This window comes from Pseudomonas sp. NA-150 (assembly GCF_044336365.1).
Classification (GTDB): Bacteria; Pseudomonadota; Gammaproteobacteria; order Pseudomonadales; family Pseudomonadaceae; genus Aquipseudomonas.
Genome location: NZ_CP172305.1, coordinates 3,462,324 through 3,484,503 on the forward strand (window position 1 = coordinate 3,462,324; position 22,180 = coordinate 3,484,503).

Annotated in this window: 18 protein-coding genes; 9 read left to right on the plus strand and 9 right to left on the minus strand. The window is 60.6% G+C overall.

Annotation, left to right across the window (positions count from 1 at the left end):
- Window positions 1–49: 49 nt before the first annotated feature.
- On the minus strand, window positions 50–793 hold the full coding sequence (locus ACF0H7_RS16315; RefSeq protein WP_397453769.1) for an SDR family NAD(P)-dependent oxidoreductase: 744 nt from the start codon (window positions 791–793) through the stop codon (window positions 50–52).
- Here ACF0H7_RS16315 and ACF0H7_RS16320 point away from each other — a divergent pair.
- The 8 genes from ACF0H7_RS16320 (at window position 786) to ACF0H7_RS16355 (ending at window position 10,420) form a co-directional block, all read left to right on the plus strand.
- Complete coding sequence (locus ACF0H7_RS16320; RefSeq protein WP_397453771.1) at window positions 786–1,862, plus strand: LysR family transcriptional regulator; 1,077 nt, start codon at window positions 786–788, stop codon at window positions 1,860–1,862. The two genes, ACF0H7_RS16315 and ACF0H7_RS16320, sit on opposite strands and share 8 nt — an antisense overlap.
- Window positions 1,863–1,947: 85 nt before the next feature.
- Complete coding sequence (locus tag ACF0H7_RS16325) at window positions 1,948–4,299, plus strand: putative bifunctional diguanylate cyclase/phosphodiesterase (RefSeq protein WP_397453773.1); 2,352 nt, start codon at window positions 1,948–1,950, stop codon at window positions 4,297–4,299.
- Window positions 4,287–5,168: a phosphate/phosphite/phosphonate ABC transporter substrate-binding protein gene (locus ACF0H7_RS16330; protein ID WP_397453775.1), complete on the plus strand. Its 882-nt coding sequence runs from the start codon at window positions 4,287–4,289 to the stop codon at window positions 5,166–5,168. Before ACF0H7_RS16325 ends, ACF0H7_RS16330 begins: the two co-directional genes overlap by 13 nt.
- Window positions 5,169–5,313: 145 nt before the next feature.
- Window positions 5,314–6,102, plus strand: coding sequence for an SDR family oxidoreductase (locus ACF0H7_RS16335; protein WP_397447955.1), 789 nt, complete (start codon window positions 5,314–5,316; stop codon window positions 6,100–6,102).
- A 271-nt stretch (window positions 6,103–6,373) separates the two neighbouring features.
- Entirely contained in the window at window positions 6,374–6,853 is a 480-nt protein-coding gene (locus tag ACF0H7_RS16340) for a MarR family winged helix-turn-helix transcriptional regulator (protein ID WP_397447956.1), read from the plus strand.
- Window positions 6,846–8,042 (plus strand): HlyD family secretion protein, encoded by a 1,197-nt coding sequence (locus ACF0H7_RS16345; protein ID WP_397447957.1) that lies wholly within the window; start codon window positions 6,846–6,848, stop codon window positions 8,040–8,042. Before ACF0H7_RS16340 ends, ACF0H7_RS16345 begins: the two co-directional genes overlap by 8 nt.
- A 37-nt stretch (window positions 8,043–8,079) precedes the next feature.
- Complete coding sequence (locus tag ACF0H7_RS16350) at window positions 8,080–9,573, plus strand: DHA2 family efflux MFS transporter permease subunit (RefSeq protein ID WP_397453915.1); 1,494 nt, start codon at window positions 8,080–8,082, stop codon at window positions 9,571–9,573.
- Between the two features lie 271 nt (window positions 9,574–9,844).
- A complete protein-coding gene (locus ACF0H7_RS16355) occupies window positions 9,845–10,420 on the plus strand; it encodes a TetR/AcrR family transcriptional regulator (protein WP_397447958.1) in 576 nt (191 codons plus the stop codon).
- A gap of 57 nt (window positions 10,421–10,477) precedes the next feature.
- Here ACF0H7_RS16355 and betA read toward each other — a convergent pair whose 3' ends face one another.
- The 4 genes from betA to speB form a co-directional block, all read right to left on the minus strand.
- Complete coding sequence (gene betA / locus ACF0H7_RS16360; RefSeq protein WP_397447959.1) at window positions 10,478–12,166, minus strand: choline dehydrogenase; 1,689 nt, start codon at window positions 12,164–12,166, stop codon at window positions 10,478–10,480.
- 2 nt (window positions 12,167–12,168) lie between these two features.
- Window positions 12,169–13,737 carry a purine-cytosine permease family protein gene (locus ACF0H7_RS16365; protein WP_397447960.1) on the minus strand — a complete coding sequence of 523 codons (1,569 nt, stop codon included), beginning with the start codon at window positions 13,735–13,737 and terminating at the stop codon, window positions 12,169–12,171.
- Window positions 13,738–13,813: 76 nt separating this feature from the next.
- Window positions 13,814–15,322, minus strand: coding sequence for an aldehyde dehydrogenase family protein (locus tag ACF0H7_RS16370; RefSeq protein WP_397447961.1), 1,509 nt, complete (start codon window positions 15,320–15,322; stop codon window positions 13,814–13,816).
- Between the two features lie 26 nt (window positions 15,323–15,348).
- Complete coding sequence (gene speB / locus ACF0H7_RS16375; RefSeq protein WP_397447962.1) at window positions 15,349–16,326, minus strand: agmatinase; 978 nt, start codon at window positions 16,324–16,326, stop codon at window positions 15,349–15,351.
- Between the two features lie 154 nt (window positions 16,327–16,480).
- Between speB and ACF0H7_RS16380 the strand changes: the two genes are divergently transcribed.
- A complete protein-coding gene (locus ACF0H7_RS16380) occupies window positions 16,481–17,395 on the plus strand; it encodes a LysR family transcriptional regulator (RefSeq protein ID WP_397447963.1) in 915 nt (304 codons plus the stop codon).
- A 1-nt stretch (window position 17,396) separates the two neighbouring features.
- Here ACF0H7_RS16380 and lipA read toward each other — a convergent pair whose 3' ends face one another.
- The 4 genes from lipA to ACF0H7_RS16400 all read right to left on the minus strand — a co-directional run bounded on the left by lipA (window position 17,397) and on the right by ACF0H7_RS16400 (window position 22,163).
- The gene (gene lipA, locus ACF0H7_RS16385; protein WP_397447964.1) at window positions 17,397–18,374 is read right to left on the minus strand and encodes a lipoyl synthase; all 978 of its coding nucleotides are present in this window, start codon (window positions 18,372–18,374) and stop codon (window positions 17,397–17,399) included.
- A 59-nt stretch (window positions 18,375–18,433) separates the two neighbouring features.
- Window positions 18,434–19,687 (minus strand): serine hydroxymethyltransferase, encoded by a 1,254-nt coding sequence (glyA, locus tag ACF0H7_RS16390; RefSeq protein ID WP_397447965.1) that lies wholly within the window; start codon window positions 19,685–19,687, stop codon window positions 18,434–18,436.
- Window positions 19,688–19,966: 279 nt separating this feature from the next.
- Window positions 19,967–20,344, minus strand: coding sequence for a glycine cleavage system protein GcvH (gcvH, locus tag ACF0H7_RS16395; protein WP_397447966.1), 378 nt, complete (start codon window positions 20,342–20,344; stop codon window positions 19,967–19,969).
- Between the two features lie 274 nt (window positions 20,345–20,618).
- Window positions 20,619–22,163 (minus strand): sigma-54-dependent transcriptional regulator, encoded by a 1,545-nt coding sequence (locus ACF0H7_RS16400; protein WP_397447967.1) that lies wholly within the window; start codon window positions 22,161–22,163, stop codon window positions 20,619–20,621.
- Between the last annotated feature and the right edge of the window lie 17 nt (window positions 22,164–22,180).

Consider the following 22,180-nt stretch of genomic DNA (forward strand, 5'->3'; position numbering starts at 1 on the left):
AATGAGATTAAAAAAGTGCTTGCTCCCAGCAGGCACGTCGTTAACGGTGTCAGGCACGCTTAGGCAGTTTGGTCAGCATCATGCTCTGCACTTTCTGCGGGTCAGCAGTGAAGGCCTGATGGATGCCGCGCGTTTGGGCGCCTGCAACCACTTCGTCGTTGGTACCGGCTTCGATCGCATCCAGTACGTCGGTGACCACTTCAACCGGGCTGAGGCGTGGTTCTGGCAGCTTGGCGCCCATGGCGGTGTCGGTCTGCACGGCGAGAACACCAATGACTTGCGTACCCTGAGCGCCCAGTTCGGCGCGCAGGCTGCGAGTAAGGGAAAGCCCCGCCGCTTTGGACGCCGAGTAGGTGGCGGCCATTGGCAGGCTGATCAGCGACAACATCGACAGCATGTTGACCACGGCACCGCCGGTCTTCGCCAGGATCGGCGCGAAAGCACGCGTCAGGGCCAAAGGACCGAAGTAGTTAACTTCCATTTCGGCACGGGCATCGCCCATGTTCGGCGCAGAAATCGCACCATCGAAGGCGGCATAACCGGCGTTGTTGATCAACAGTGTGACGTCGGAGGCGACGCTGGCCGCAGCAGCCACCTGATCAGGATCCGTCACGTCGAGTGGCAGCGGCACCAGGCGGCTATCGCCGTTTTTGAGCAGGTCAGCCAGCGACGCGGTGTCACGTGCGGCAACGTAAATTTTGGCAACACCGCGCTTGAGCAGTTCTTCAACGAAGGTACGGCCGATACCGCGATTGGCGCCAGTGACGAGAGCGATGGAGTGAGCGATGTTCATAGTGATTTCCTCAACAGTAATGATGGATGGTTATCTGTCAGGGGAAGCCTGTGCTTCGCTCCGATGGATCAACTATGTCGGTTTCCATCCATGCCCGGTAGCGGTCGAATTGGTCTATGATTTATCTCAATTCAGCATCAGTGAACGTCGCAGAGAGACAGGTAATCCAATGGCCCTGAAAGATATTCACGCATTGAGGCTCTACACCCGCGTTGCGCGCCTCGGGAGCTTCTCGGCGGCCGCTCGCGAGAGCGGACTGGCACAGTCGCAGGTCTCGCGGATGATCGCGGAACTGGAGGCCGGCTTAGGCGCGCGCCTGCTCTCACGTACCACCCGGGCGGTGGTTCCAACCGAGGCCGGCATGGAGTTTCTGGCGCGTATCGAGCCGATCCTCGCCGCCGTCGATGACGCCGAGAACAGCGTGCGAGAAACGGGCGAGCTGCGCGGCCTGCTGCGAATCGGCATGCCATCGACCATGGGCCTGCGCGTTGTCATCCCCACACTGTCCGTCTTTACCGAACGCCACCCATTACTGCACATTGAGTTGTTGCTCGAAGACAAGTGGCAGGACATGGTCAAGGAGGCGGTAGACGTGGGTATCCGCGTGGGCAGCCTGCCAGACCTGGCGGGTACAGCGAGGCAGATAGGCACCATGCGCCGGGTGATCGTGGCCTCCCCGGCCTACCTCGCACGCCACGGTACACCGCTGGTGCCGGCTGACATCGAACATCATCGAGTGGTCGGCGGTCCGTCAGGCTCACACGTCTCATCCTGGCAATTTGAACGTGATGGCAAGGTCTGCTCGATCACCCTGAACCCTCAGGTTTCTACCAATGACACTGCGGGTGCGCTGGCAGCGGCTACGGGAGGTCTTGGCCTCACGTCGACAACGTCTTGGGCGTGCAGGCTGGAGCTGGAAAACGGTGCGTTGGTACAGGTACTCCCGGACTGGACAATGGCAGAGTTGCCCGTCTACGCGTACTTCCCGATGGGGCGGACAACGCGCCTGGCTGCGCGCGCGTTTGCCGATTTTTTAGCTACCGCCCTTGGAAGCAGCGCGGACGGCTGACGACCCACCGCTCACACACCATCGTCACACTTCCGTCACAAACTAGTAGTAATTTGCCACTACCCTGCGATTGGAGGAATGTGTAGTGACCAGCCGGTATACTTCCTCGCTGCGCTTTTTACGATGGCTGCTCGTCTTGCTGTGCACCGCCATGTTGATATTTCTGTGGGGGCTGTTCATCCAGCAGAAGGCCACTTCCAGGCACGGAGCACTCGCCGCCAAGACCGCGGAACACCTCAATCTGGCAACCATCGCCGCGGAGAACTTGCGGCAACTGGTCGATCGTGCTCAGGCGATTGGCAAGGTTGCGGGTGGCGATCTGGAGCAAATGCAAGATCGTCACCTGGGGCTGGTGCGCATGCTCGCCGAAGACCCGGTGTTCAAACGCATGAGCCTCTACAGCAAAGACGGCCGTCTGTTATCCGCCAGCCATGGTGATGCGCCGCAGGAACTGCCCGCAAGCTGGATGACCCAGTTACACAGCCACATTGAACACTTTGGTTTAAAACCGTTCATGGCCGGCTCACTGCCAACGCAAAACGCAGCGGCATTACCGAACTGGCGCCTGCCCTTCCTGCTCCCCTTGTCCGATTCGTCGATGCGTCAACTGGACAGTATTCTGGTGGTTCAGCTGGATGTCGGCTACCTGGCGGCGCTGTTCGAGCATATCGATCTGGGTCGCAGTGGCATGATGCGTCTGATCGACAGCGAGGGTCACGAGCGCCTGCGCATCAACACCAGCGGTGTCGTCGTCTCCGGCCAGCCGTTGAGTCCCGAATTCGCGGACAACGGCGATGAATTCGGCGAGATCAATCAGTACGCGACCACCCTCGTGGCCACCACTGCGTTAACCACTGAATATCAAAGCCTGTACCGGCGAATGTCACCGCGCGGCTTCAGCGTGATCGTCAGCCAACCGCAGGATGAGATCCTCGCCTCATCAGAACTCACCTACCGGCGCCAACTTTGGCTGAACGTTGGCATGACGCTGTTCATTCTGGGCGGCCTGATCTGGACCCTGCGTGTATTGAACCGGCGTCAGGAAGCGTTCGACGCCCTGGAGCAGGCGCAACGGGTCAACCAGGGCCTGATCCGGCGTCTGGAGGACGAACATCAGCTCAGCAGCCATGCGGCGGCGACTGACCATCTGAGCGGTCTTCACAACCGACGACGATTCCTCGAAGTTGCGGCCAAGGCTTTGACACGACAGCGAGGCAAGCGCCGGCTGCTGGCGATTCTGTTCATCGACATGGACCGTTTCAAATCGATCAACGACTCGCTGGGGCATCGAATAGGCGACCTGTTGTTGCAGGCGGTGGCGGGACGGATCACCCGTTTACTGGAGCCCGCCGATGAAGCCGCACGCTTCGGCGGCGACGAGTTTGTCGTACTGCTGGCCGGCGAACGCAGTGAGGAGCAAATCGATAGCTGGGTGTGCAAACTGGTGGCAAAGTTATCGACGATTTATTCGCTGGACGGACAAGAGCTGACTACCAGCCCCAGCGTCGGCGTCAGCATCTGCCCTCGCGACGGGCAAAATATCGAGGACATGATCCGCTGTGCCGATGCGGCCATGTACTCCGCCAAGAACGCCGGGCGTGGGCAGTATCGATTCTTTGATCCGTCGCTGAACGTCACGGACGCCAACGAATTCATGCTGGAGCAGGCGTTTGGCGGGGCACTCAGCGATCGTCAGTTCACCCTGCATTACCAGCCACAAATCCGTCTGGACTCCATGCAGGTGGAAAGTTATGAAGCCTTGGTGCGCTGGCAGCATCCTGAATTCGGATTGCTCTATCCGGATCGCTTCATTTCACTGGCCGAACGCAGTGGATTCATCATCGCGCTCGGCTGGGAAGTCCTGCGTCTGGCGTGTGAAGAGCTGGCGTATTGGCAGTCAAAAGGCAATCTCTCTCGGCTGGCGATTAACGTCTCGGTGATCCAGCTGCGGCAAGCTGACTTCAGCGAGCGTGTGCTGCGTGAGCTGAAGCACTACAAGATCGCACCACACAACCTGGAACTGGAAATCACCGAAACCACGGTGCTGGACCACGACGGCCCGGCTATCGAACACCTGCGAACCCTGCGCACTGCTGGGCTGAACATTAGCCTGGATGACTTTGGTCAGGGTTACGCGGGCTTTGCTCATCTGCAATCACTGCCCCTGACCAAGCTGAAAATCGATCGCTCGGTGATTGCCCCATTATCCAATAGCCCGGATGACAGCCCCATTGTTTCTTCCACGATCATTCTGGCTAAACGCCTGGGACTGGAGGTGGTCGCCGAAGGCGTCGAGACCCTGCAGCAAGTCATCTGCCTGAAGCTGGCCGGTTGCGACATGGCGCAGGGTTATCACTTCAGCCGACCGTTGGCTTCGACCCAACTGTACGAATACGCCCCCTTTATCAACGCAATGGAAAAAGCATGCGTGCATTGAAGTTTCTCTCGGTCTTTCTGTTGGTTTCGCTGCTGTCGACCTTGGCCCAGGCTGAGTGTTCCCGGCAGAGCGTGAGCATCGCGGTCATCCCCAGGACCAAACGCACCCTGGAAGACTTGCAGCGTGAATATCAACCCTTGCTTGAACGACTCAGCGCCGCGCTGGGCATGCCGGTGGAAATTATTCCGGCCTCATCCTACGAAAGCGTTATCGATGCCATCGTGTCTGGCGGCGTCGATATCGCGTGGTTGGGCCCCGCATCCTACGTCCTGGCCCATCAACGCGATTCGCGTATCGAACCGTTCGCCAGCCTGACCATCAACCCAGGCTACTTCACCCCTGCCGGCCACCACTATCAGTCACTGCTGCTGGTGCGTCGCGAATTTGCCACCGACCTCAAGGCCCTGCGCGGCGCGCGTGTGGCTTTGAGCGACCCGGCCAGTACCTCAGGCAACATGGTGCCGAATGCCGAGTTCCCGGCGCAGGTCGGCCTGCCCTTGTCGCAATTTTTCAGCTCGTTGGTCTACGCCGGCTCCCACGACAAATCCATGGATGCGCTGCTGGAACACCGGGTGGACGCAGCCTTTGTCTCCAGCGTGCGAGCTGATGCTTATCTGAACGATGGACGAATCAATCGCGAGACCTTCAACGTGCTGTGGCGCTCGAACGCCATCTACTATGACCAGTTCGTCTTCAGCGGCAGCCTCTGCCCGTCCCTGAAGGAAAAGATCCGGAGCGCAATGCTCAACGATCCGAAGGGGCTTTCCTCATTCCTGGCTTCTCAAGATGCCTCCGGTATCGTCCCGGCCAGCCAGGCTGAATACGCGACACTCATGCTCATGATGCAGACGCTGACGCTAAAGCAATAACCTGACCGCACCGCCCCCTTCGCAGGCAATACATATGCCCTCCTACACAGGCGATCTATTATTCATCCCCTCCTCGACCAAGACCGCTACAGTACCGACCTGATCGAACCCGAAAACCCATCGTTCAACCAATAGGAGCAATGTTATGGACCTAGGTATCTCAGGACGCTGGGCCGTGGTGTGCGCCGCCAGCAAAGGGCTGGGGCTGGGCTGCGCACGGGCGCTGGCAAAGGAAGGTGTGAACCTGGTGATCAACGCCCGTGGCAGCGAAGCTCTGGAGCAGGCGGCACAGCAGTTGCGCGCCCTGCATCCGGCGATCGAAGTGCTTACCGTGGTCGGTGATGTCGCCCAACCCAGCGTGCGTGAAGCCTTGCTCGCCGCCTGCCCGCAGGTCGATATCCTGGTAAACAACGCCGGTGGCCCGCCGCCTGGCGACTTCCGTGACTGGCAGCGCGAGGATTGGCTCAAAGCGATGGACGCCAACATGCTGACCCCGATCGAGTTGATCAAAGCCACGGTCGATGGCATGGCGGCGCGCGGATTTGGTCGCGTGATCAACATCACCTCGGGCGCGGTCAAGGCGCCGATCGACATCCTCGGCTTGTCCAACGGTGCGCGCAGCGGGCTGACCGGATTCATCGCCGGGCTGGCACGACAGCCGCAACTGGCCGGGCACAACGTGACAATCAACAATCTGTTGCCTGGCAGCTTCGACACCGAGCGCTTGCAGAAGAACCTGCACACCATCGCGCAATCTTCCGCAAGCAGCGTCGACAGTGTGATCGATTCCCAACGTCAGCTGATTCCCGCTCGGCGCTTTGGCGAGGCCGATGAATTCGGCGCGTTTTGCGCCTTTATTTGCAGCACCCACGCCGGCTACCTGACCGGGCAAAACCTGTTGCTGGATGGCGGTGCCTATTCGGGGACATTCTGATAAAACCCGGCGTCTGAACTGCTCCCCCGTGTAGGAGCTGCCGCAGGTTTGTGCCGCACTCCGACGATAAGACCGGAACGGCCTTCGCGATTTAGAGTGATCGCAGCCTGCGGCAGCTCCTACAGTGGATTTGTTCCTGTCACAGACCTTGTTGGCAAAGAGGCCCACAAGGCAAATCACACGCCTCGCAAAATCCCCGAAGTAAAAGATAGCCAGCTCTCCACAAGCATGATTATGATAAGCATGCTTACTATCTTTTCAGGGACATACCATGGCAACTCAACCGACGATGGGATTCGTGCTGCATGACGTGGCGCGCTTGATGCGCAAGCGTTTTGAACAGCGCGCGCGTCATACCGGGTTGACCCGCTCGCAGTGGCACGTGCTGGCGATTTTGTCGATGAATGAAGGGATTCACCAGAAAGCCCTGGCCGACCTGCTGGAGATCGAGTCGATCACCCTGGTGCGCCTGCTGGACAAAATGGAAGCCAACGGCCTGATCGAACGCCGCAAACATCCCACCGACCGCCGCATGTCGCTGCTGTTCCTCACGGCCGCTGCCCATCCGTTGCTCGACGTCATGCGCGGCCTTGGCGCGGCGACACGCAGCGAATCCACCACCGGATTTTCCCCGGCCGAGAACGAACAACTGCTGCAGCTACTGACGCGAATGCGTACCAACTTGCTGGACGCCTGTGCCCAACCCGTTGAAGCCCAAGCGACAGATGAGGAGCAGCGCAGCCATGTCTGAGTCTGAAGCCCCGGTAAAAAACGAACGCGATACCGTCCGGCCTGTCGAAGCGCCTGCAACCAATCGGCGGGAGGCCCCCGCATCCGCCAGCGCACCGCCAGCCGCACAGGCCAACAAAGTGGCACCTTCGGGGCGTCAACGCCTGCGCAGCGGGTTGTTTCTGTTGCTGCCAGTGTTGGCCCTGACGGCGGGTTACCTGTACGTCACCGGCGGACAGATCATTGCCACCGACAACGCTTATATCCAGGCTGATCGGGTGGGCGTCTCCACCGATGTCGCCGGGATCGTAGCGTCGGTTGAGGTCACCGATAACCAGGCCGTGAGCCAAGGTCAGGTGCTGTTTCGGCTGAAACCCGAGCCGTTCCAGATTGCTCTGGCCAGCGCCAACGCCCAGTTGGGCGCCGTGCGCAACCAGATCCTCAACCTCAGGGCCAGCTACGGCCAGGCCTTGGCCGAAATCGAACAGGCGCAGACCGATATCCCGTATTACCAGGCCAGCTTCGACCGCCAGGTGAAGCTGATCGCGGTCTCGGCGGTGTCGAAAACCAACTACGACGATGCCAAACACGCGTTGGACAGCACCCGGCAAAAAGTCGCGGTGGCCAAGGCGCAGGCACAGACCGTGCTCGCGCAACTGGGTGGGCACATCGAGACGCCGCTCGAGCAACAGCCGTCGTACCTGCAAGCGCAGGCCGCTGTCGACGAAGCCCGGCGCAACCTAAACAACGCGGTGGTCCGCGCGCCTTTCGATGGCGTGGTCACCAACGTCGATTCATTGAAGGCCGGTGCTTACCTGCAACCGCCGCAGTCCGGATTCAGTCTGGTGTCGTCAGATAAACTGTGGGTCGACGCGTCGCCCAAGGAAACCGAACTCACCTATGTAGTGCCGGGGCAATCGGTGCAGATCAGCGTCGACAGCTATCCCGGCGTGACCTGGCATGGCACGGTGGAAAGCATCAGCCCGGCCTCGGGCTCCAGTTTTTCGCTGCTGCCCGCGCAGAACACCACCGGTAACTGGGTTAAGGTGGTGCAACGGATTCCCCTGCGGGTGCGCATTGACGACGCTGCCGGCAAACCCGTACTGCGCAACGGCATGAGTGTCGAAGCCGAGATCGACACCGGCCACGCGCGTGGCTTGCCGACGATGTTCAGCGGGCTGTTTGCTCATTCGAGCGCGCCCCGTGAGTAATACCGCGACCGCCAGCGCCCCCTCAGCCAATCGCGCGATGGTCACTTTGTGCGTGATTCTGGCGGTGATCATGCAGGCGCTGGACACCACCATCGCCAACGTCGCGCTGCCCTACATCCAGGGCAGCGTCTCGGCCAGTTCCGACCAGATCAACTGGGTGCTGACCTCCTACATCGTCGCCGCTGCGATCATGACCCCGCCCTCGGCATTTCTCGCCCGACGCTTCGGGCGCAAGCGGGTATTGCTGTGGGCGATCGTCGGCTTCGTGGTGTCGTCGGTGCTGTGCGGCATCGCGCAATCCCTTGGCGAAATAATCCTCTTTCGCCTGATGCAAGGCCTGGCCGGTGCGGCGCTGGTGCCGTTGTCGCAGGGCATTCTGCTGGATATCTACACCCTGGAAGAACGCGGTTCGGCCATGGCGCTGTTCGGGGTCTCGGTGATGGTCGGGCCGGTATTGGGTCCGATGCTGGGGGGCTGGCTGACAGAGAATTACAGTTGGCGCTGGGTGTTTTTCATCAACGTGCCGATTGGCATGCTGGCGCTGGCCGGGATCATCTATTACGTGCACGAGACGCCCACCGACAAAGCCACGCGCCTGGACTGGCTGGGCTTTGGTTCACTGAGCGTGGCGATCATGGCGATTCAGCTGTTTCTGGATCGGGGCGAACAACTGGACTGGTTCTCCTCCGGCGAAATCATTATCGAAGCGATGGTGGCGTTCGCCGCGACCTATGTATTCCTGGTCCACACCTTCACCGCCGACACGCCATTCATCAGCCCGAAGCTGTTCAAGGATCGCAACTTTTCCATCAGCGTTGTTTTCATTTTCATCATTGGCATTACCTACCTCGCCTCGCTGGCGTTGATGACGCCCTACCTGCAAAACCTCATGGGTTACCCGGTGCTGACCGCGGGCATGGTCATGGGACCTCGTGGGCTGGGCACCATGTGCACGATGTTCCTCGCCGGGCGCCTGATCGGTAAAGTCGACACCCGCTGGTTGCTGTTTTGGGGATTGTGCCTGTCGGCGCTGTCGATGTACCTGATGACCGGTTGGACACCCGACGTCTCGATCCAGACCATCGTCTACGTCGGGTTTATCCAGGGCTCCAGCCTGGGCTTTTTGTTCGTGCCTTTGACCACGGTCGCCTTCGCCACCCTGCCCACCGCACTGCGCGCCGACGGTACCGGCCTCTATAGCCTGTCGCGCAACGTCGGTTCCAGCGTCGGCATCTCCATCGTCAGCGTGCTGTTGGCGCAAAATATTCAGATCAACCACGAACAGATCGCCGCCTATGTCACGCCGTTCAACCATGCCTTCGACGCCTGGACGGTGAAAAGCATGCTCGATCCGGTCACCGCCAGCGGCCGCGCGGCGCTGGACGCGATGATCAATGTGCAGGCCAGTTGGGTGGCGTACCTGGACGACTTCAAATTGCTGATGCTGCTGTCACTGAGCGTGATGCCGTTGATACTGATCATCAAGGCGCCGGCGAAGCCGGTGCAGGATGAGGCGCTGGTAATCGATTGAACGCGCCCCGCCATACGGGCCCTCGCTTAGGCTCGGACTGCCCCCACTCCGGTCCTGTTCAGGGAACGGGGCGATAGTGGGTTTCGTCAGTTTGATCGTAAAGATCAAGATCAAGAGCGCCGCCACAGGTCAACCAATCATCGATGTAACAACGGGCGGCGCTACGCTTATTCAGGATTTCACCCATCCTCCTGATCAGGTTCTTCGCGCGATCATTTTGGCGTATGATCAGTCACCATATTTCATCGAACCAACGCAATCGGAGGACCCCATGTCGCGCTCTCAGGCTGATAAAGCCGCCATTCACGAAAAGATCGTCAACCTGGCTGCCGAGCGTTTTCGCGAAGTCGGGATTAACGGGATTGGCGTGGCTGACCTGATGAAGGAAGCCGGCAGGACGGGCGGTGGCTTTTACAAGCATTTCGAGTCGCGGGAAAAACTGGTTGAAGAAGCGCTGGAATGCGTCTTCGAAGAGCGCTCCCAGGCGCTGGAACAATACACACAGGCCGATTCGACGTTGACCCTTGCCGATCTGGTGGAAAGCTACCTGAGTGAAGACCATCGGCTTGATCCCGGCACCGGGTGCGCGATCTCCGCCCTGATGAATGACATGTCCCGCGCAAGCGACCCGATTCGCGCGTTGTACACCCGGGAAGTGCAAAGCGAACTGGCGGTACTCACGTCCCTGACCCGCAGTAAACAGCCTTCGAAAAAACGTGCCCAGGCGCTGATGACCATGTGTACTCTGGTCGGCGCCATCGGCCTGGCTCGTGCGGTAAACGACGAGGAGCTGATCGCCGAGCTGCTCAATACCAGCAAGACCCTGCTCAAGGCGCTGGAGGCTTAAGCGGCAAGGCGGTAAAGCCCGCCCACGTCAGGCTTTACCGATCATCAGCGTTGCCCCTTATACCGCGACGTTTCGAACCGGCTTCCTGGTGCGCTGACGGGTATCCCAGCCTTGGGCGAGCCCGACCGGCACCTCGGCCTCGGGCAGCATCTTGCGCCCTCGCACCAGATCGGACGCGCGCTCGGCCAGCATGATGGTCGGCGCATTGAGGTTGCCGTTGGGCTCGCTCGGGAACACCGACGAATCGATGACGCGCAAGCCTGCGATGCCCCGCACGCGCAACTCGGAATCCACCACCGCCATCTCGTCTTCGCCCATCCGGCATGAGCCACAAGGGTGGTAAGTGCTCTCCAGGTTGTCGCGCACGAAGGCATCGATTTCCGCATCGCTGTTCACGTTGGGCCCCGGCGCAATTTCGCCGTCGCGGAAGCGGTCCATCGCCGGCTGTCCAATGATTTCCCGGGTCAGGCGCACGCAGCGACGGAAGCCTTCGCGATCCTCTTCACGTTGCAGGTAATTGAACTGAATTTGCGGGTGCTCGTAGGGGTCGGCCGAACGAATCCGCACATAGCCCCGGCTCTTGGGTTTGTTTGGTCCGGTGAGGACCATGAAACCATGGCCCTTGATTGGCTTGTTACCGTCGTAACGCATGGCCGCCGGCAGGAAGTGAAACTGGATGTCAGGCCAGCGCAGCCCCTCTTCGGAACGGATGAAGCCACCGGCCTCAAAATGGTTGGTCGCGCCCAGGCCATCCTTGAACAGCAACCAGCGCAGGCCAATCATCAATTTGCTCAGCGGGTCCATTTTGCTGTTGAGCGTCACCGGCTCCTTGCAGCCAAATTGAATGTAGATCTCGGCGTGGTCTTGCAGGTTTTCGCCGACACCGGGCAGGTCATGGATGACCTTGACCCCGGCCTTGTTCAGCACCTCGGCAGGGCCGATGCCGGAACGTTGCAGCAGGTGCGGCGAGCCGATGGGGCCGGCCGACACCAGTATTTCATGTTTGCAGTACACCTCATGGGTGTCGCCGTCGCAGTCGTAGGCGATGCCCACTGCGCGCTTGCCGTCGAGAATGATGTGACGGGTCATGGCCTGGGTCACCACCGTCAGGTTGGGTCGGTCCATCGCCGGGCGCAAATAGGCATTGGCCGTCGAGCAGCGCACGCCGTTCTTCACGGTCATGTGCATTGCGCCGAAACCTTCCTGCATAAAACCGTTGCAGTCGTCGGTCTTGATATAGCCCGCCTCAGCCCCCGCCTCGACCCACGCTCCGTACAGCGGGTTTTTCATGTGATTGCCATTGGTGGTGTGCAACGGGCCGCTGCCGCCTCGGTAGTCGTTGCCACCCTCTTCATAGTGCTCGGCACGCTTGAAATAGGGCAGGCAGTTGCGATAGCCCCAGCCCTTGGCACCAAGTTGTTCCCACTCGTCAAAGTCATAGGCATGGCCACGGATGTACACCAGACCGTTGATCGATGAAGAGCCGCCGAGCACCTTGCCCCTCGGGCAGTGAATACGGCGTCCGTTGAGGTAGGGTTCTGGATCGGTTTCATACCGCCAGTTGTACTTCTTGGTGTTCATCGGGATCGAGAACGCACTGGGCATCTGGATCACCACGCTACGGTCACTGCCGCCGAACTCCAGGACCAACACGCTGGTCGCGGGGTCCTCGCTCAAGCGGTTGGCCAGCACACAGCCGGCCGAACCCGCACCGATGATGATGTAATCGTATTGTTGAATAGCCATGATTATCTCCCAAACGCCTTGTTGCCGAGTGATGGCAGCGAAGGCTTGGCTTGCTTGTCACCGGTGGTGTAGTGCGGGCTGGTGGCTTCGATGTGCTGAATCACGCTTTCTTCGCGCTTCAGGTCGATCGAGCGGCTGAACCAGTAGTAGACGAGGCCCGAGACGATCAGGCCAACCAGCCAGGCTACGTCGATGTTGCCGAGGGCCTTGGCCAGCGGGCCGACGTAGACCTCGCGCTGCTCGACGCCATCGTAGATGTAGAAAAACGGGATCATCGAGACAAAACCAATGGCATACGAGGCAATCCCGCGCAGGCCCCAGTTGCCGTAGATGCTGCCGTGGGGCTGAAAGAAGTGCGGAATCGCGTAGCGGCCTTTGCGCACGAAGAAGTAGTCCGTGAGGTTGACCGAGGTCCAGGGCACCAGGAAATACAGCATCACCACCAGGTAGATACCGAGCACCGACAGGCCCTTGTCCGAACCCTGGATGCTCAGGGCCACGCCCAGTTGCAGCAGAATCACGAACACAATCGCCAGCACCCGCGCCTTGCGGGTCGGTTCGATGTGTTTGATCGAGTCGACGCAGGTCAGTACGGTGAGCTTGGCGCTGTAGATGTTCATCGCGATCACTGGCAGGAACGCCAGGATGGTGATCACCACCACCGCAGTGCCGACGGTCGACGACACGGTGTTGCCCACTTGGCCGAGGGCGACCAGCACGTCAGTGGAATGCAGGTGATCGGCCAACCAGCCACCTACGGCAATCATCCACGCGCCGGACAGCGAGGCGCCAAGGAACACCACCGCAATCAGCTTGCCGCCCGGCGTGTTTTTCGGCAGATAACGCGAGTAGTCAGACACGTAAGGCGCGTAGGCGATGTTGTAGCTCGCTGCGGCAGCAAATTGGGCAATGAAACCGGTCCAGTTGAAGCCCAGCGGCGCCGGGGCCACCGCGCCGGCTGCCAGTTCCGGCATCGGCGCATCGGGTACCCAATGCATCAGCACCGCCAGGGTCACCAGCCCATACAACGGCAGCGACAGAAACAGCGCCCACTTGAAGCTGCGGTGCATCCAGTCGTGGCCGAGAATCGCCAGCACCGCCGCCGGCACGGTGACCGCCACCGCCACCGCAATCGGGTTAAAGCCGAAGAGCGTATGCAGCCCCTGCATCATCAACACCAGGTTGACGATGTTGAACCCGGCGAACACAAACAGTGTCGCCAACAACACCAGCACCACGCCGCGATAGCCGAATTGCGCCCGCGACTGGATCATCTGCGGCAAGCCCAGATGCGGACCTTGCGAACCGTGGAAGGCCATGAACAAGGTGCCGAACATGATGCCCAAGGTGCCGGCCAGGGTGGTCCAAAGCGCGGTCAAGCCGACGCTGGGACCGACGAAGCCGATGGTCATGGTGAAGAAGGTGAAGTTACCCAGGAACCAGAACGGTCCCTGGCTCGATAGTTTGTCGGTGCGCTCGTTTTCAGGGATGAAATCGATCGAATGCCCTTCGACGGCCAACGGGTCGTCTCGGAGTGCGGCACTGCTGGCGGACTTGGATTGGGTTTGCATGATGAGGTCTCTTATTGTTGTAAAACCATGCGTGTAAAAACTAATGTCGCGGCACGTGAAGGGACTCAGCCCCGGCTCATGGCAACGTTATCCAGACCGCCTTGGTCTCCAGCAAAAACTCCAGTTGCTCCGATCCAAGATCCTTGCCGAATCCTGATTGCTTGTAGCCGCCGAACGGCATCGATGGGTCGATGGTGCTGTGGGCGTTGACATACACCGAACCGGCGCGCAGGCGTGGTATCAGGCTGTGCACGCGACCCAGGTCGTTGGAATAGAGCGCTGCGGCCAGGCCGAACGGTGAATCGTTGGCCAGTGCCAGGGCTTCCTCTTCGTTATCGAACGGTGCAGTGACGAGTACCGGGCCGAAGATCTCTTCCTGGACGATGCGCATGTCGTTGCGGCAATGGGCGAAGATGGTCGGTTCGACGAAGTAGCCAGGCCCTTCGATGGGCTTGCCACCATAATAAACCTCGGCTCCTTCACGCTTACCGATCTCGATGTAGTCCTCCACCCTCTTCTTCTGCAGCGCCGACACCAGCGGGCTGATGAAGCAGTCGGGGTCCATGCCGGGCGCGATTGTCAGTGTTTGCGTGTACGCCGCCAGCTCACGGAGGAATTCGTCGTAGATGCTGCGGTGGATATACGCCCGCGTACCGGCATCACACACCTGGCCCGAGTTGAAGAACACGCCGTTGGCCACCGCTCTGGCCGCCGCCGGCAGGTCAGCGTCGGCAAACACGATGACCGGCGATTTGCCGCCCAGCTCAAGGGTCAGGCGTTTCATTTCATCCACGGCAGCTTTGCCGACCGTGCGCCCGACCGGCGTGGAACCGGTGAAGGTCAGCTTGTCGATACCTGGGTGGGTGGCCATCGCCGCACCAACCACACTGCCGCGACCGGTGACGATGTTGATCACCCCGTCCGGAATTCCGGCTTCCTGCACCAGTTCGGCAAAACGCAGCGCTGACAGTGAGGTCAACTCGGCTGGTTTGACCACCACGGTGCACCCGGTGGCCAAGGCTGCGCCCAACTTCCAGGCCATGGTTTGCAGCGGGAAATTCCACGGCACGATGGCGCCGACCACACCCACCGGTTCCTTGCGGGTATACGCCAGGTAGTTGCCCGGCAACGAAGGCTCAACCGTGCGCCCGTGAATCTTGGTGGCCCAACCGGCAAAATAACGGAAGGTATCGACCGTGCCCTGAATATCGACATCCCGCGCACAGGCCACGGATTTGCCCATGTCGATGGATTCGATCTCAGCCAGTTCCACGGCGTTGGCCTCGATCAAATCGGCCAGGCGATGCAGCAAGCGCTCGCGTTCGAGGGGTTTCAGCTGACGCCAGGCGCCGCCATCGAACTGGGCTCGAGCGGCCTGTACCGCACGATCCAGATCGTCGGTGGTGCCCATCGGGATACGGGTAATGAAGCCTTCGGTCGACGGCTCGATCACGTCCGACGTCTGGCCATCGCTGGCCTCGACCCATTGGCCACCGATAAACATCGTCTGGGTTTTCGAAAGGAAGCGCTGGGTGGCCTCCGAGACGCCGAATTTCTGCAGATACTGCTTAACAATCATGTCCATTTTCATTATCTCCGGGCGACGGGTCGTTAGCGCAAACGTGCCTGAGCGCGCTCGTGAAAAATGAAACCGATGCTATTGAGCAACAGCTGGGCGGCCAGGATCGAGGTCGAGCCGGACGGGTCGTAGACTGGCGCCACTTCCACCAGGTCGATGCCGACAATGTCGCCATGGCAGCGTTTGACCAGTGCCTGGATGATTTCCAACACCTCGTAGTACAGGAAGCCACCGTGGCTGGGGGTGCCGGTGCCGGGCGCAATGGACGGGTCGAAGCCATCGATGTCGATGGTGATGTAGTACTTCACGCCGCGCGGAATCAACTCCAGCACGCCGTCTGTGCCCAGGCGGCGAACATCGCGCACCGAGAGAATTTTCGAGCCGGCGGCATGCGCTGCTTCGTAGTCGTCGCGGTTGGAGGACGAGACGTTGCGGATGCCCATTTGGGTCATGCCAACAATGTGATTCATCTCTGACGCGCGGCGCAGCGGGTTGCCGTGGCCATAACGCACGCCATGGCGTTCATCGACGAAATCCAGGTGCGCGTCGAAGTGGATGATGTGAATCGGGCCCTTGCCCTCAAACGCCTTGATCACCGGCGCATGCACCGAGTGATCGCCGCCGAGCACCACCGGCATGGCACCCGCTTCGAGGATCTTGCGCACGGCGAATTCGATGTTGTCGTTGCTGGCATTCATGTCGGTGTGAACGATATCGGCATCACCCACATCGACCATGCTGACGTCGTCCGTCGTCAGGTACATCACGTCGTCTTCATGGTCGTACGCGCCAGCATGACCGAAGGAGAACAAGGTCGATGCCTCACGGATACCGCGCGGCCCGAAGCGTGCGCCGGAGCGCCATTGGGTGCCCATGTCATTCGGCGCGCCAAGCACCGCCACGTCGGCCTTGAGCGTGTCCCAATCGGTGCAGATCGGGGATTTGGCGAACGTGCAGTGGCCCACGAACGGGAGGTTCAAACGACCGGATTCATAACCGTGCTTCGACATGCTAGTGCAACTCCGATTATTGTTTTCAGTGAGCGGTCAACCGGGAATCAACCGCCGTTGCAGTGACTATGGCCGCAGGTATTCATGGAGAAAATGCTAAATATCAGATATTCATATCGGCCTTGGCGATGTAATAACCCGCGGGAGAGTGGCTGTGATTCAACTGCATGACGTCGACCTGAAATTGCTCAGGGTGTTTGCCTCCATTGTGAAATGCGGTGGTTTTTCTGCGGCCCAGGCGGCCTTGAACGTTGGTCAGTCGACCATCAGCGAGCAGATGACCCATCTGGAAACCCGTCTCGGGGTCAAGCTCTGCGTGCGCGGTCGCAGTGGCTTTCGCCTGACCGAACAAGGCATCGCCATCCATGAGGCAACCCAACGCCTGCTGTCGGCGGTCGAGCATTTTTGCCTCGATGCCGACGTGCTCAAGCAGCACATCAGCGGCCAGCTCAACCTGGGCATCATCGACACCACCATCACCGACCCGGACTCGCCGATCCCGCGCACCACCCAGCGCTTCGTCTCGCGCGGGCACGATGTGCATCTCAACGTGTATGTCGGCAGTCCGGCGGAGCTGGAAGAGCGCGTGCTCGACGGTCGTTTGCACCTGGCCATCGGGCACTTCCCGATTCGGGTGCCAGGGCTGCTGCATACGCCGCTGTATCAGGAGGCACTGGGGTTGTACTGCGGTCGTCGCCACCCGCTGTTCGGCAGCAAGGTCGAGCGGCCCGAACTACTGGAAACCATTGGCAATTACCGGGTGGTCGCCCGTGGCTACATGCAGCAATACGACCTGGATAACCTCGGCGTCAGCAAAGCGGCAGCCACCGTCGACAACATCGAGGCGTTGGCGATCTTGATTATTTCCGGGGCTTACCTGGGCTTTCTACCGATGCACTTTGCGTCGCAGTGGGTCACCCTCGGCGAGATGCAGCAATTGGCGCCGGTGAGCATGCGGCTGACGTCGCCGTTCGACGTGATCACCCGCCGCAGCAGCGCCCCGCCGCCGATCTTGCAGACGTTCCTGGAAGATCTGGCGGCTTGCTCGCGTAATCCGTTGCGGGCTTGAATCAGACGTTCTTCGTACCCTGTAACTGCTGATCTGCATGGTACGAGGAGCGCACCAACGGCCCGGAAGCGACGTTGCTGAAACCCAGCTTGCGCGCCTCCTCGGCCAACCTGGCAAAGGTGTCCGGGTGCACGAAGCGCTGCACTGGCAGATGGCTGCGCGACGGCTGCAAATACTGGCCGAGGGTCAACATGTCGACCTGATGCTCGCGCATGCGCTGCATGACCTCGATCACCTCGTCGTCGGTTTCGCCCAAGCCGAGCATCAACCCGGACTTGGTCGGCACCTGCGGCACCCGCTGTTTGAAGCGTTGCAACAGGTCCAGCGACCACTCGAAATCCGAGCCCGGCCGCGCGGCTTTGTACAGGCGCGGCACTGTCTCCAGATTGTGATTGAACACATCCGGCGGTTCTTGCTCGGTGATCGCCAGCGCCACGTCCATTCGCCCGCGATAATCCGGCACCAGGGTTTCCAGCTGGATACCCGGTGACAGCCGGCGGATTTCGCGCAGGCAGTCGACAAAATGCTGGGCGCCGCCATCACGCAAATCGTCACGATCTACCGAGGTGATCACCACGTACTTCAGGCGCAGCTCGGCAATGGCAACGGCGAGGTTGCGCGGCTCATCGGTGTCCAGCGGTTTCGGCCGGCCATGGCCGACATCGCAGAACGGGCAGCGCCGGGTGCAGATGTCACCCATGATCATGAAGGTTGCAGTGCCGCCAGAGAAACACTCGCTCAGGTTCGGGCAGGACGCTTCTTCGCAGACGCTGTGCAACTTGTGTTTGCGCAGCAGCTGCTTGATGCGCGCCACCTCCGGCGATGCGGGGATGCCGACGCGGATCCAGTCGGGTTTACGCGGCAACTCGTCGGTGGGAATGATCTTTACCGGAATCCGCGCCACCTTCTCGGCGCCGCGCAGTTTTACTCCCGGCTGCAACGGCGGTGGCCGGGACGCACTCAGCTGGCTTTCAGTCATGGCTTTGCTCCAGAAAGTCGCGGTCCGCTCTGGACCGCGCTCGTGTTAAACCACGGAGATCAGGCCGTGTAGACCGGGAACAGCGCGCAGATCGCGGCCACTTGTTTGGCCACTCGAGCCTCGACATCGGCATCGCCGAGGTGGTCGAGGATGTCGCAGATCCAGCCTGCCAGCGCACGGCACTCAGGCACCTGGAAACCACGGGTGGTCACCGCCGGGGTGCCGATGCGCAGGCCTGAAGTCACAAACGGCGACTGCGGATCGTTGGGCACCGCGTTCTTGTTGACGGTGATGTGGGCACGGCCCAGCGCGGCGTCGGCGTCCTTGCCAGTGATGCCCTGACGGATCAGGCTGACCAGGAACAGGTGGTTGTCGGTACCGCCCGAGACCACGTCGTAACCGCGCTGAATGAACACGTGCGCCATGGCCTGGGCATTCTTGATCACCTGGAACTGGTACTCCTTGAAGCCCGGCTCCAGCGCCTCTTTGAAGCACACCGCCTTGGCTGCGATCACGTGCATCAGCGGCCCGCCCTGCCCACCCGGAAACACCGCTGAGTTGAGTTTCTTTTCCAGCTCCGGATCGGCCTTGGCCAGAATCAGGCCGCCACGCGGGCCGCGCAGGGTTTTGTGGGTGGTGGTCGTCACCACATCAGCGTACGGCAGCGGGTTCGGGTACAGGCCTGCCGCAACCAGCCCGGCGACATGGGCCATGTCGACGAACAGGTACGCACCGACCTTGTCGGCAATGGCGCGGAAACGCGGGAAATCCAGGGTCTTCGAATAGGCAGAGAAGCCAGCCACGATCATCTTCGGCTTGTGCTCGAGTGCAAGGCGCTCCACCTCGTCATAGTCGATCAGCCCGTTGCCATCAATACCGTACTGCACCGCGTTGTACAGCTTGCCCGAAGAGCTGACCTTGGCCCCGTGGGTCAGGTGACCGCCGTGGGCCAGGCTCATGCCGAGCAAGGTATCGCCGGCCTGCAGCAACGCCAGGTAAACCGCTGCGTTGGCCTGTGACCCGGAGTGCGGCTGGACGTTGGCATAACCGGCGCCGAACAACTGTTTGGCGCGGTCGATAGCCAACTGCTCGACCACATCGACGTGCTCACAGCCCCCGTAATAGCGCTTGCCCGGGTAGCCTTCGGCGTACTTGTTGGTCAGTTCGGTGCCCTGCGCCTGCATCACCTGCGGGCTGGTGTAGTTCTCCGAGGCGATCAGCTCGATATGGTCTTCCTGGCGTTGCGTTTCACGGTGGATGGCTTCGGCGAGAGCAGGGTCGAAATCGGACAGGGTCAGGCTTTTATGGAACATGCGGGGGATTCCTTTGGTTCGAACAATGGGTTTGTGGTTAGACAGAAATCTGTAATTGCACCCGTTCTGTAGGAGCTGCCGAAGGCTGCGAATCTGGTGCGAAGCGCCAGCGCTTGAAGGTCGTTCCGACCTTATCGCAGCCTGCGGCAGCGCCTACAAAGTTGGGAGTAGCCTGATCAAGCGTCCTGTTAGCTCTCGATAGACGGGCAGGTGCAGATCAGGTTGCGGTCGTTATGGGTGCTGGGCGAAAAGGCTGCGTTGCTCATCTCGACACCCCGCTCAGGCGTTGTCGGCCAGGAAACGGTCGTAACCGTCCTGATCCAACAGGTTGTGGAACACCTCGAGATTGGCGATGCGAATCCGAAAGAACCAGCCCGCGTCCATCGGTGACGCGTTGACCAACTCGGGATCGTCGGCGAGTGCCTGGTTGGCTGCCACCACCTCACCGGTCAGCGGCATGCTGATGTTGCTGGCGGCCTTGACCGACTCCAGCACCGCCACTTCGCTGCCCGCGGCAAACGAACCCAGCTCCGGCAATTGCACAAACACCACATCGCCCAGCGCTTCCTGCGCGAACGTGGTGATGCCCACGGTCAGCTCGCCGGAGGTTTCCAGGCGCAACCATTCATGCTCAGACGTAAAACGCAGCGTGCTCATGGACCCTTCCTCTCTTGTTATTCAGTCAGTGCGACCGTAGAAACGGTTCAGCTGAGTGAACAAGAGCAAAGGCGATGCCAATCAATATATATTTATATTAATCAATTACTTACTAGATTTATTGAATAAATAACATGATTTTATGGAGCGATATCACTCCACATACCAAGGCCCACTGACCGGGCACAGTACGCTGAAAGCATCGAACTACATGGCTCACACGCAAGTGGAGCGATATCACTCCACTGGAACGCAATCGAACCACATTCGCGCGCTACCCCTCAGACCGCGAAGAAATTCCGTACTTGCGCAGCCGCTGACCGATGGCCGTGTGCGAAGTTTGCAGGCGCTGGGCCATCTGCCGGGTCGACGGATAATCAGCATAGAACCGCTCCAGCAGCGACCGCTCATACTCCTGCATCGCCGCCTCCAGGCTGGTCACTTCCACGCTATCGGCTTGTTGATTGACCAACGCCGTACCGGCCAACTCCAGGCCATCGCAATCGATCACATCGCCTTCGCTGATCGCCGCCGCGCGGAAAATCACGTTCTGCAATTGGCGCACGTTGCCCGACCAGCGATTGCCCAGCAGCAATGGATGCGTCGCCGGGGCCAGGCGGCACAGTGGGCGCTGGATCTGTGTGCAGGCCTGGCGCAGAAAGTGTTCGGCCAGCAGGATGATGTCGTGCCCGCGCTCGCGCAGCGCCGGCACCATCAGGTTGAGGACATTGAGCCGATAGTAAAGGTCCTCGCGGAAGCCGCCGTCCACCACCATCCGTTCCAGGTTGCGGTGGGTCGCGCACAGCACCCGCACATTGACATGCACCTCGCGGTCGCCACCCACCCGGCGGAAGCAACCATCACTGAGGAAACGCAGCAACTTGGCTTGCAGATAGGGCGACATCTCGCCGACCTCATCGAGGAACACCGTGCCGCGATCCGACAGCTCCAGCAGCCCCGGCTTGCCCCCGCGTTGCGCGCCGGTAAACGCCCCGGCCGAATAGCCGAACAACTCACTCTCGGCCAGGCTCTCCGGCAGTGCCGCACAGTTCAGCGCCAGAAACGGCGCATCTCGCCGCGCGCTCATGGCATGGCAGGCGCGCGCCACCAACTCCTTGCCCGTGCCGGTTTCGCCCTGAATCAGCAACGGAGCATCCAGCCCGGCGACCTTGTGCACACGGGCTTTCAGCAGTTCCAGTGCCGGCGACTTGCCAAGCAATGCGTGCAAGCCTTCGGCATGATCATGGTGCAGCGACGCCAGCCGCTCACCCATACGACTCGGTGGATACAGGGTCAGCAAGCCACCGGCGAAAAAGCGCGCAGGCTCCGCGCCGCCGGTGATCGGCGTGGCGTCCAGTAGCAAGTCCTTGCCGTTGAAATTCACCTCGCACATCGGCACACGGAAGCCCTTCTCCACCAGTGTTCGCGCCAGGCCCGGCTCGGCGAACAGGCTCGACAGCGGCTCACCCGCAGGCTCGCGGCCGCAGAGTTCCACCAGTTTGGGGTTGGCCAACAGCACATAGCCGCTGGGGTCGACGGCCAACACTGGATCACTCATGGCAGCCAGCAACGCATCCAACTGCATGCGACGGCGCTGACCGGGCAGCATGTCCACCAGCTCCACCGCCTTGACCCCTTCGACCCGCAGCAGCGCGTAGTTCAACTCATCCAGCACCGCCTGACTGAGGTCCGGCGCGTCGATGTACACGTTCGGTGGAATCATCTCCACCGCGTCCAGGTTGAGGTTACGCGCACCGAGCAACGCCAGGACTTCCTGGGTGATGCCGACACGGTCGTGGAAGGTAACGTGGATTCGCATGACGCCCTCGAAGCAAC

Bases quoted from the DNA above. Each gene is read 5' to 3' on its own strand.
- ACF0H7_RS16320 (WP_397453771.1), top strand. From the start codon at position 786: ATGTTCATAGTGATTTCCTCAACAGTAATGATGGATGGTTATCTGTCA.
- ACF0H7_RS16315 (WP_397453769.1), bottom strand. From the start codon at position 793: ATGAACATCGCTCACTCCATCGCTCTCGTCACTGGCGCCAATCGCGGT.
- ACF0H7_RS16330 (WP_397453775.1), top strand. From the start codon at position 4,287: ATGCGTGCATTGAAGTTTCTCTCGGTCTTTCTGTTGGTTTCGCTGCTG.
- ACF0H7_RS16335 (WP_397447955.1), top strand. From the start codon at position 5,314: ATGGACCTAGGTATCTCAGGACGCTGGGCCGTGGTGTGCGCCGCCAGC.
- ACF0H7_RS16340 (WP_397447956.1), top strand. From the start codon at position 6,374: ATGGCAACTCAACCGACGATGGGATTCGTGCTGCATGACGTGGCGCGC.
- ACF0H7_RS16345 (WP_397447957.1), top strand. From the start codon at position 6,846: ATGTCTGAGTCTGAAGCCCCGGTAAAAAACGAACGCGATACCGTCCGG.
- ACF0H7_RS16350 (WP_397453915.1), top strand. From the start codon at position 8,080: ATGGTCACTTTGTGCGTGATTCTGGCGGTGATCATGCAGGCGCTGGAC.
- ACF0H7_RS16355 (WP_397447958.1), top strand. From the start codon at position 9,845: ATGTCGCGCTCTCAGGCTGATAAAGCCGCCATTCACGAAAAGATCGTC.
- betA (WP_397447959.1), bottom strand. From the start codon at position 12,166: ATGGCTATTCAACAATACGATTACATCATCATCGGTGCGGGTTCGGCC.
- ACF0H7_RS16365 (WP_397447960.1), bottom strand. From the start codon at position 13,737: ATGCAAACCCAATCCAAGTCCGCCAGCAGTGCCGCACTCCGAGACGAC.
- ACF0H7_RS16370 (WP_397447961.1), bottom strand. From the start codon at position 15,322: ATGGACATGATTGTTAAGCAGTATCTGCAGAAATTCGGCGTCTCGGAG.
- speB (WP_397447962.1), bottom strand. From the start codon at position 16,326: ATGTCGAAGCACGGTTATGAATCCGGTCGTTTGAACCTCCCGTTCGTG.
- lipA (WP_397447964.1), bottom strand. From the start codon at position 18,374: ATGACTGAAAGCCAGCTGAGTGCGTCCCGGCCACCGCCGTTGCAGCCG.
- glyA (WP_397447965.1), bottom strand. From the start codon at position 19,687: ATGTTCCATAAAAGCCTGACCCTGTCCGATTTCGACCCTGCTCTCGCC.
- gcvH (WP_397447966.1), bottom strand. From the start codon at position 20,344: ATGAGCACGCTGCGTTTTACGTCTGAGCATGAATGGTTGCGCCTGGAA.
- ACF0H7_RS16400 (WP_397447967.1), bottom strand. From the start codon at position 22,163: ATGCGAATCCACGTTACCTTCCACGACCGTGTCGGCATCACCCAGGAA.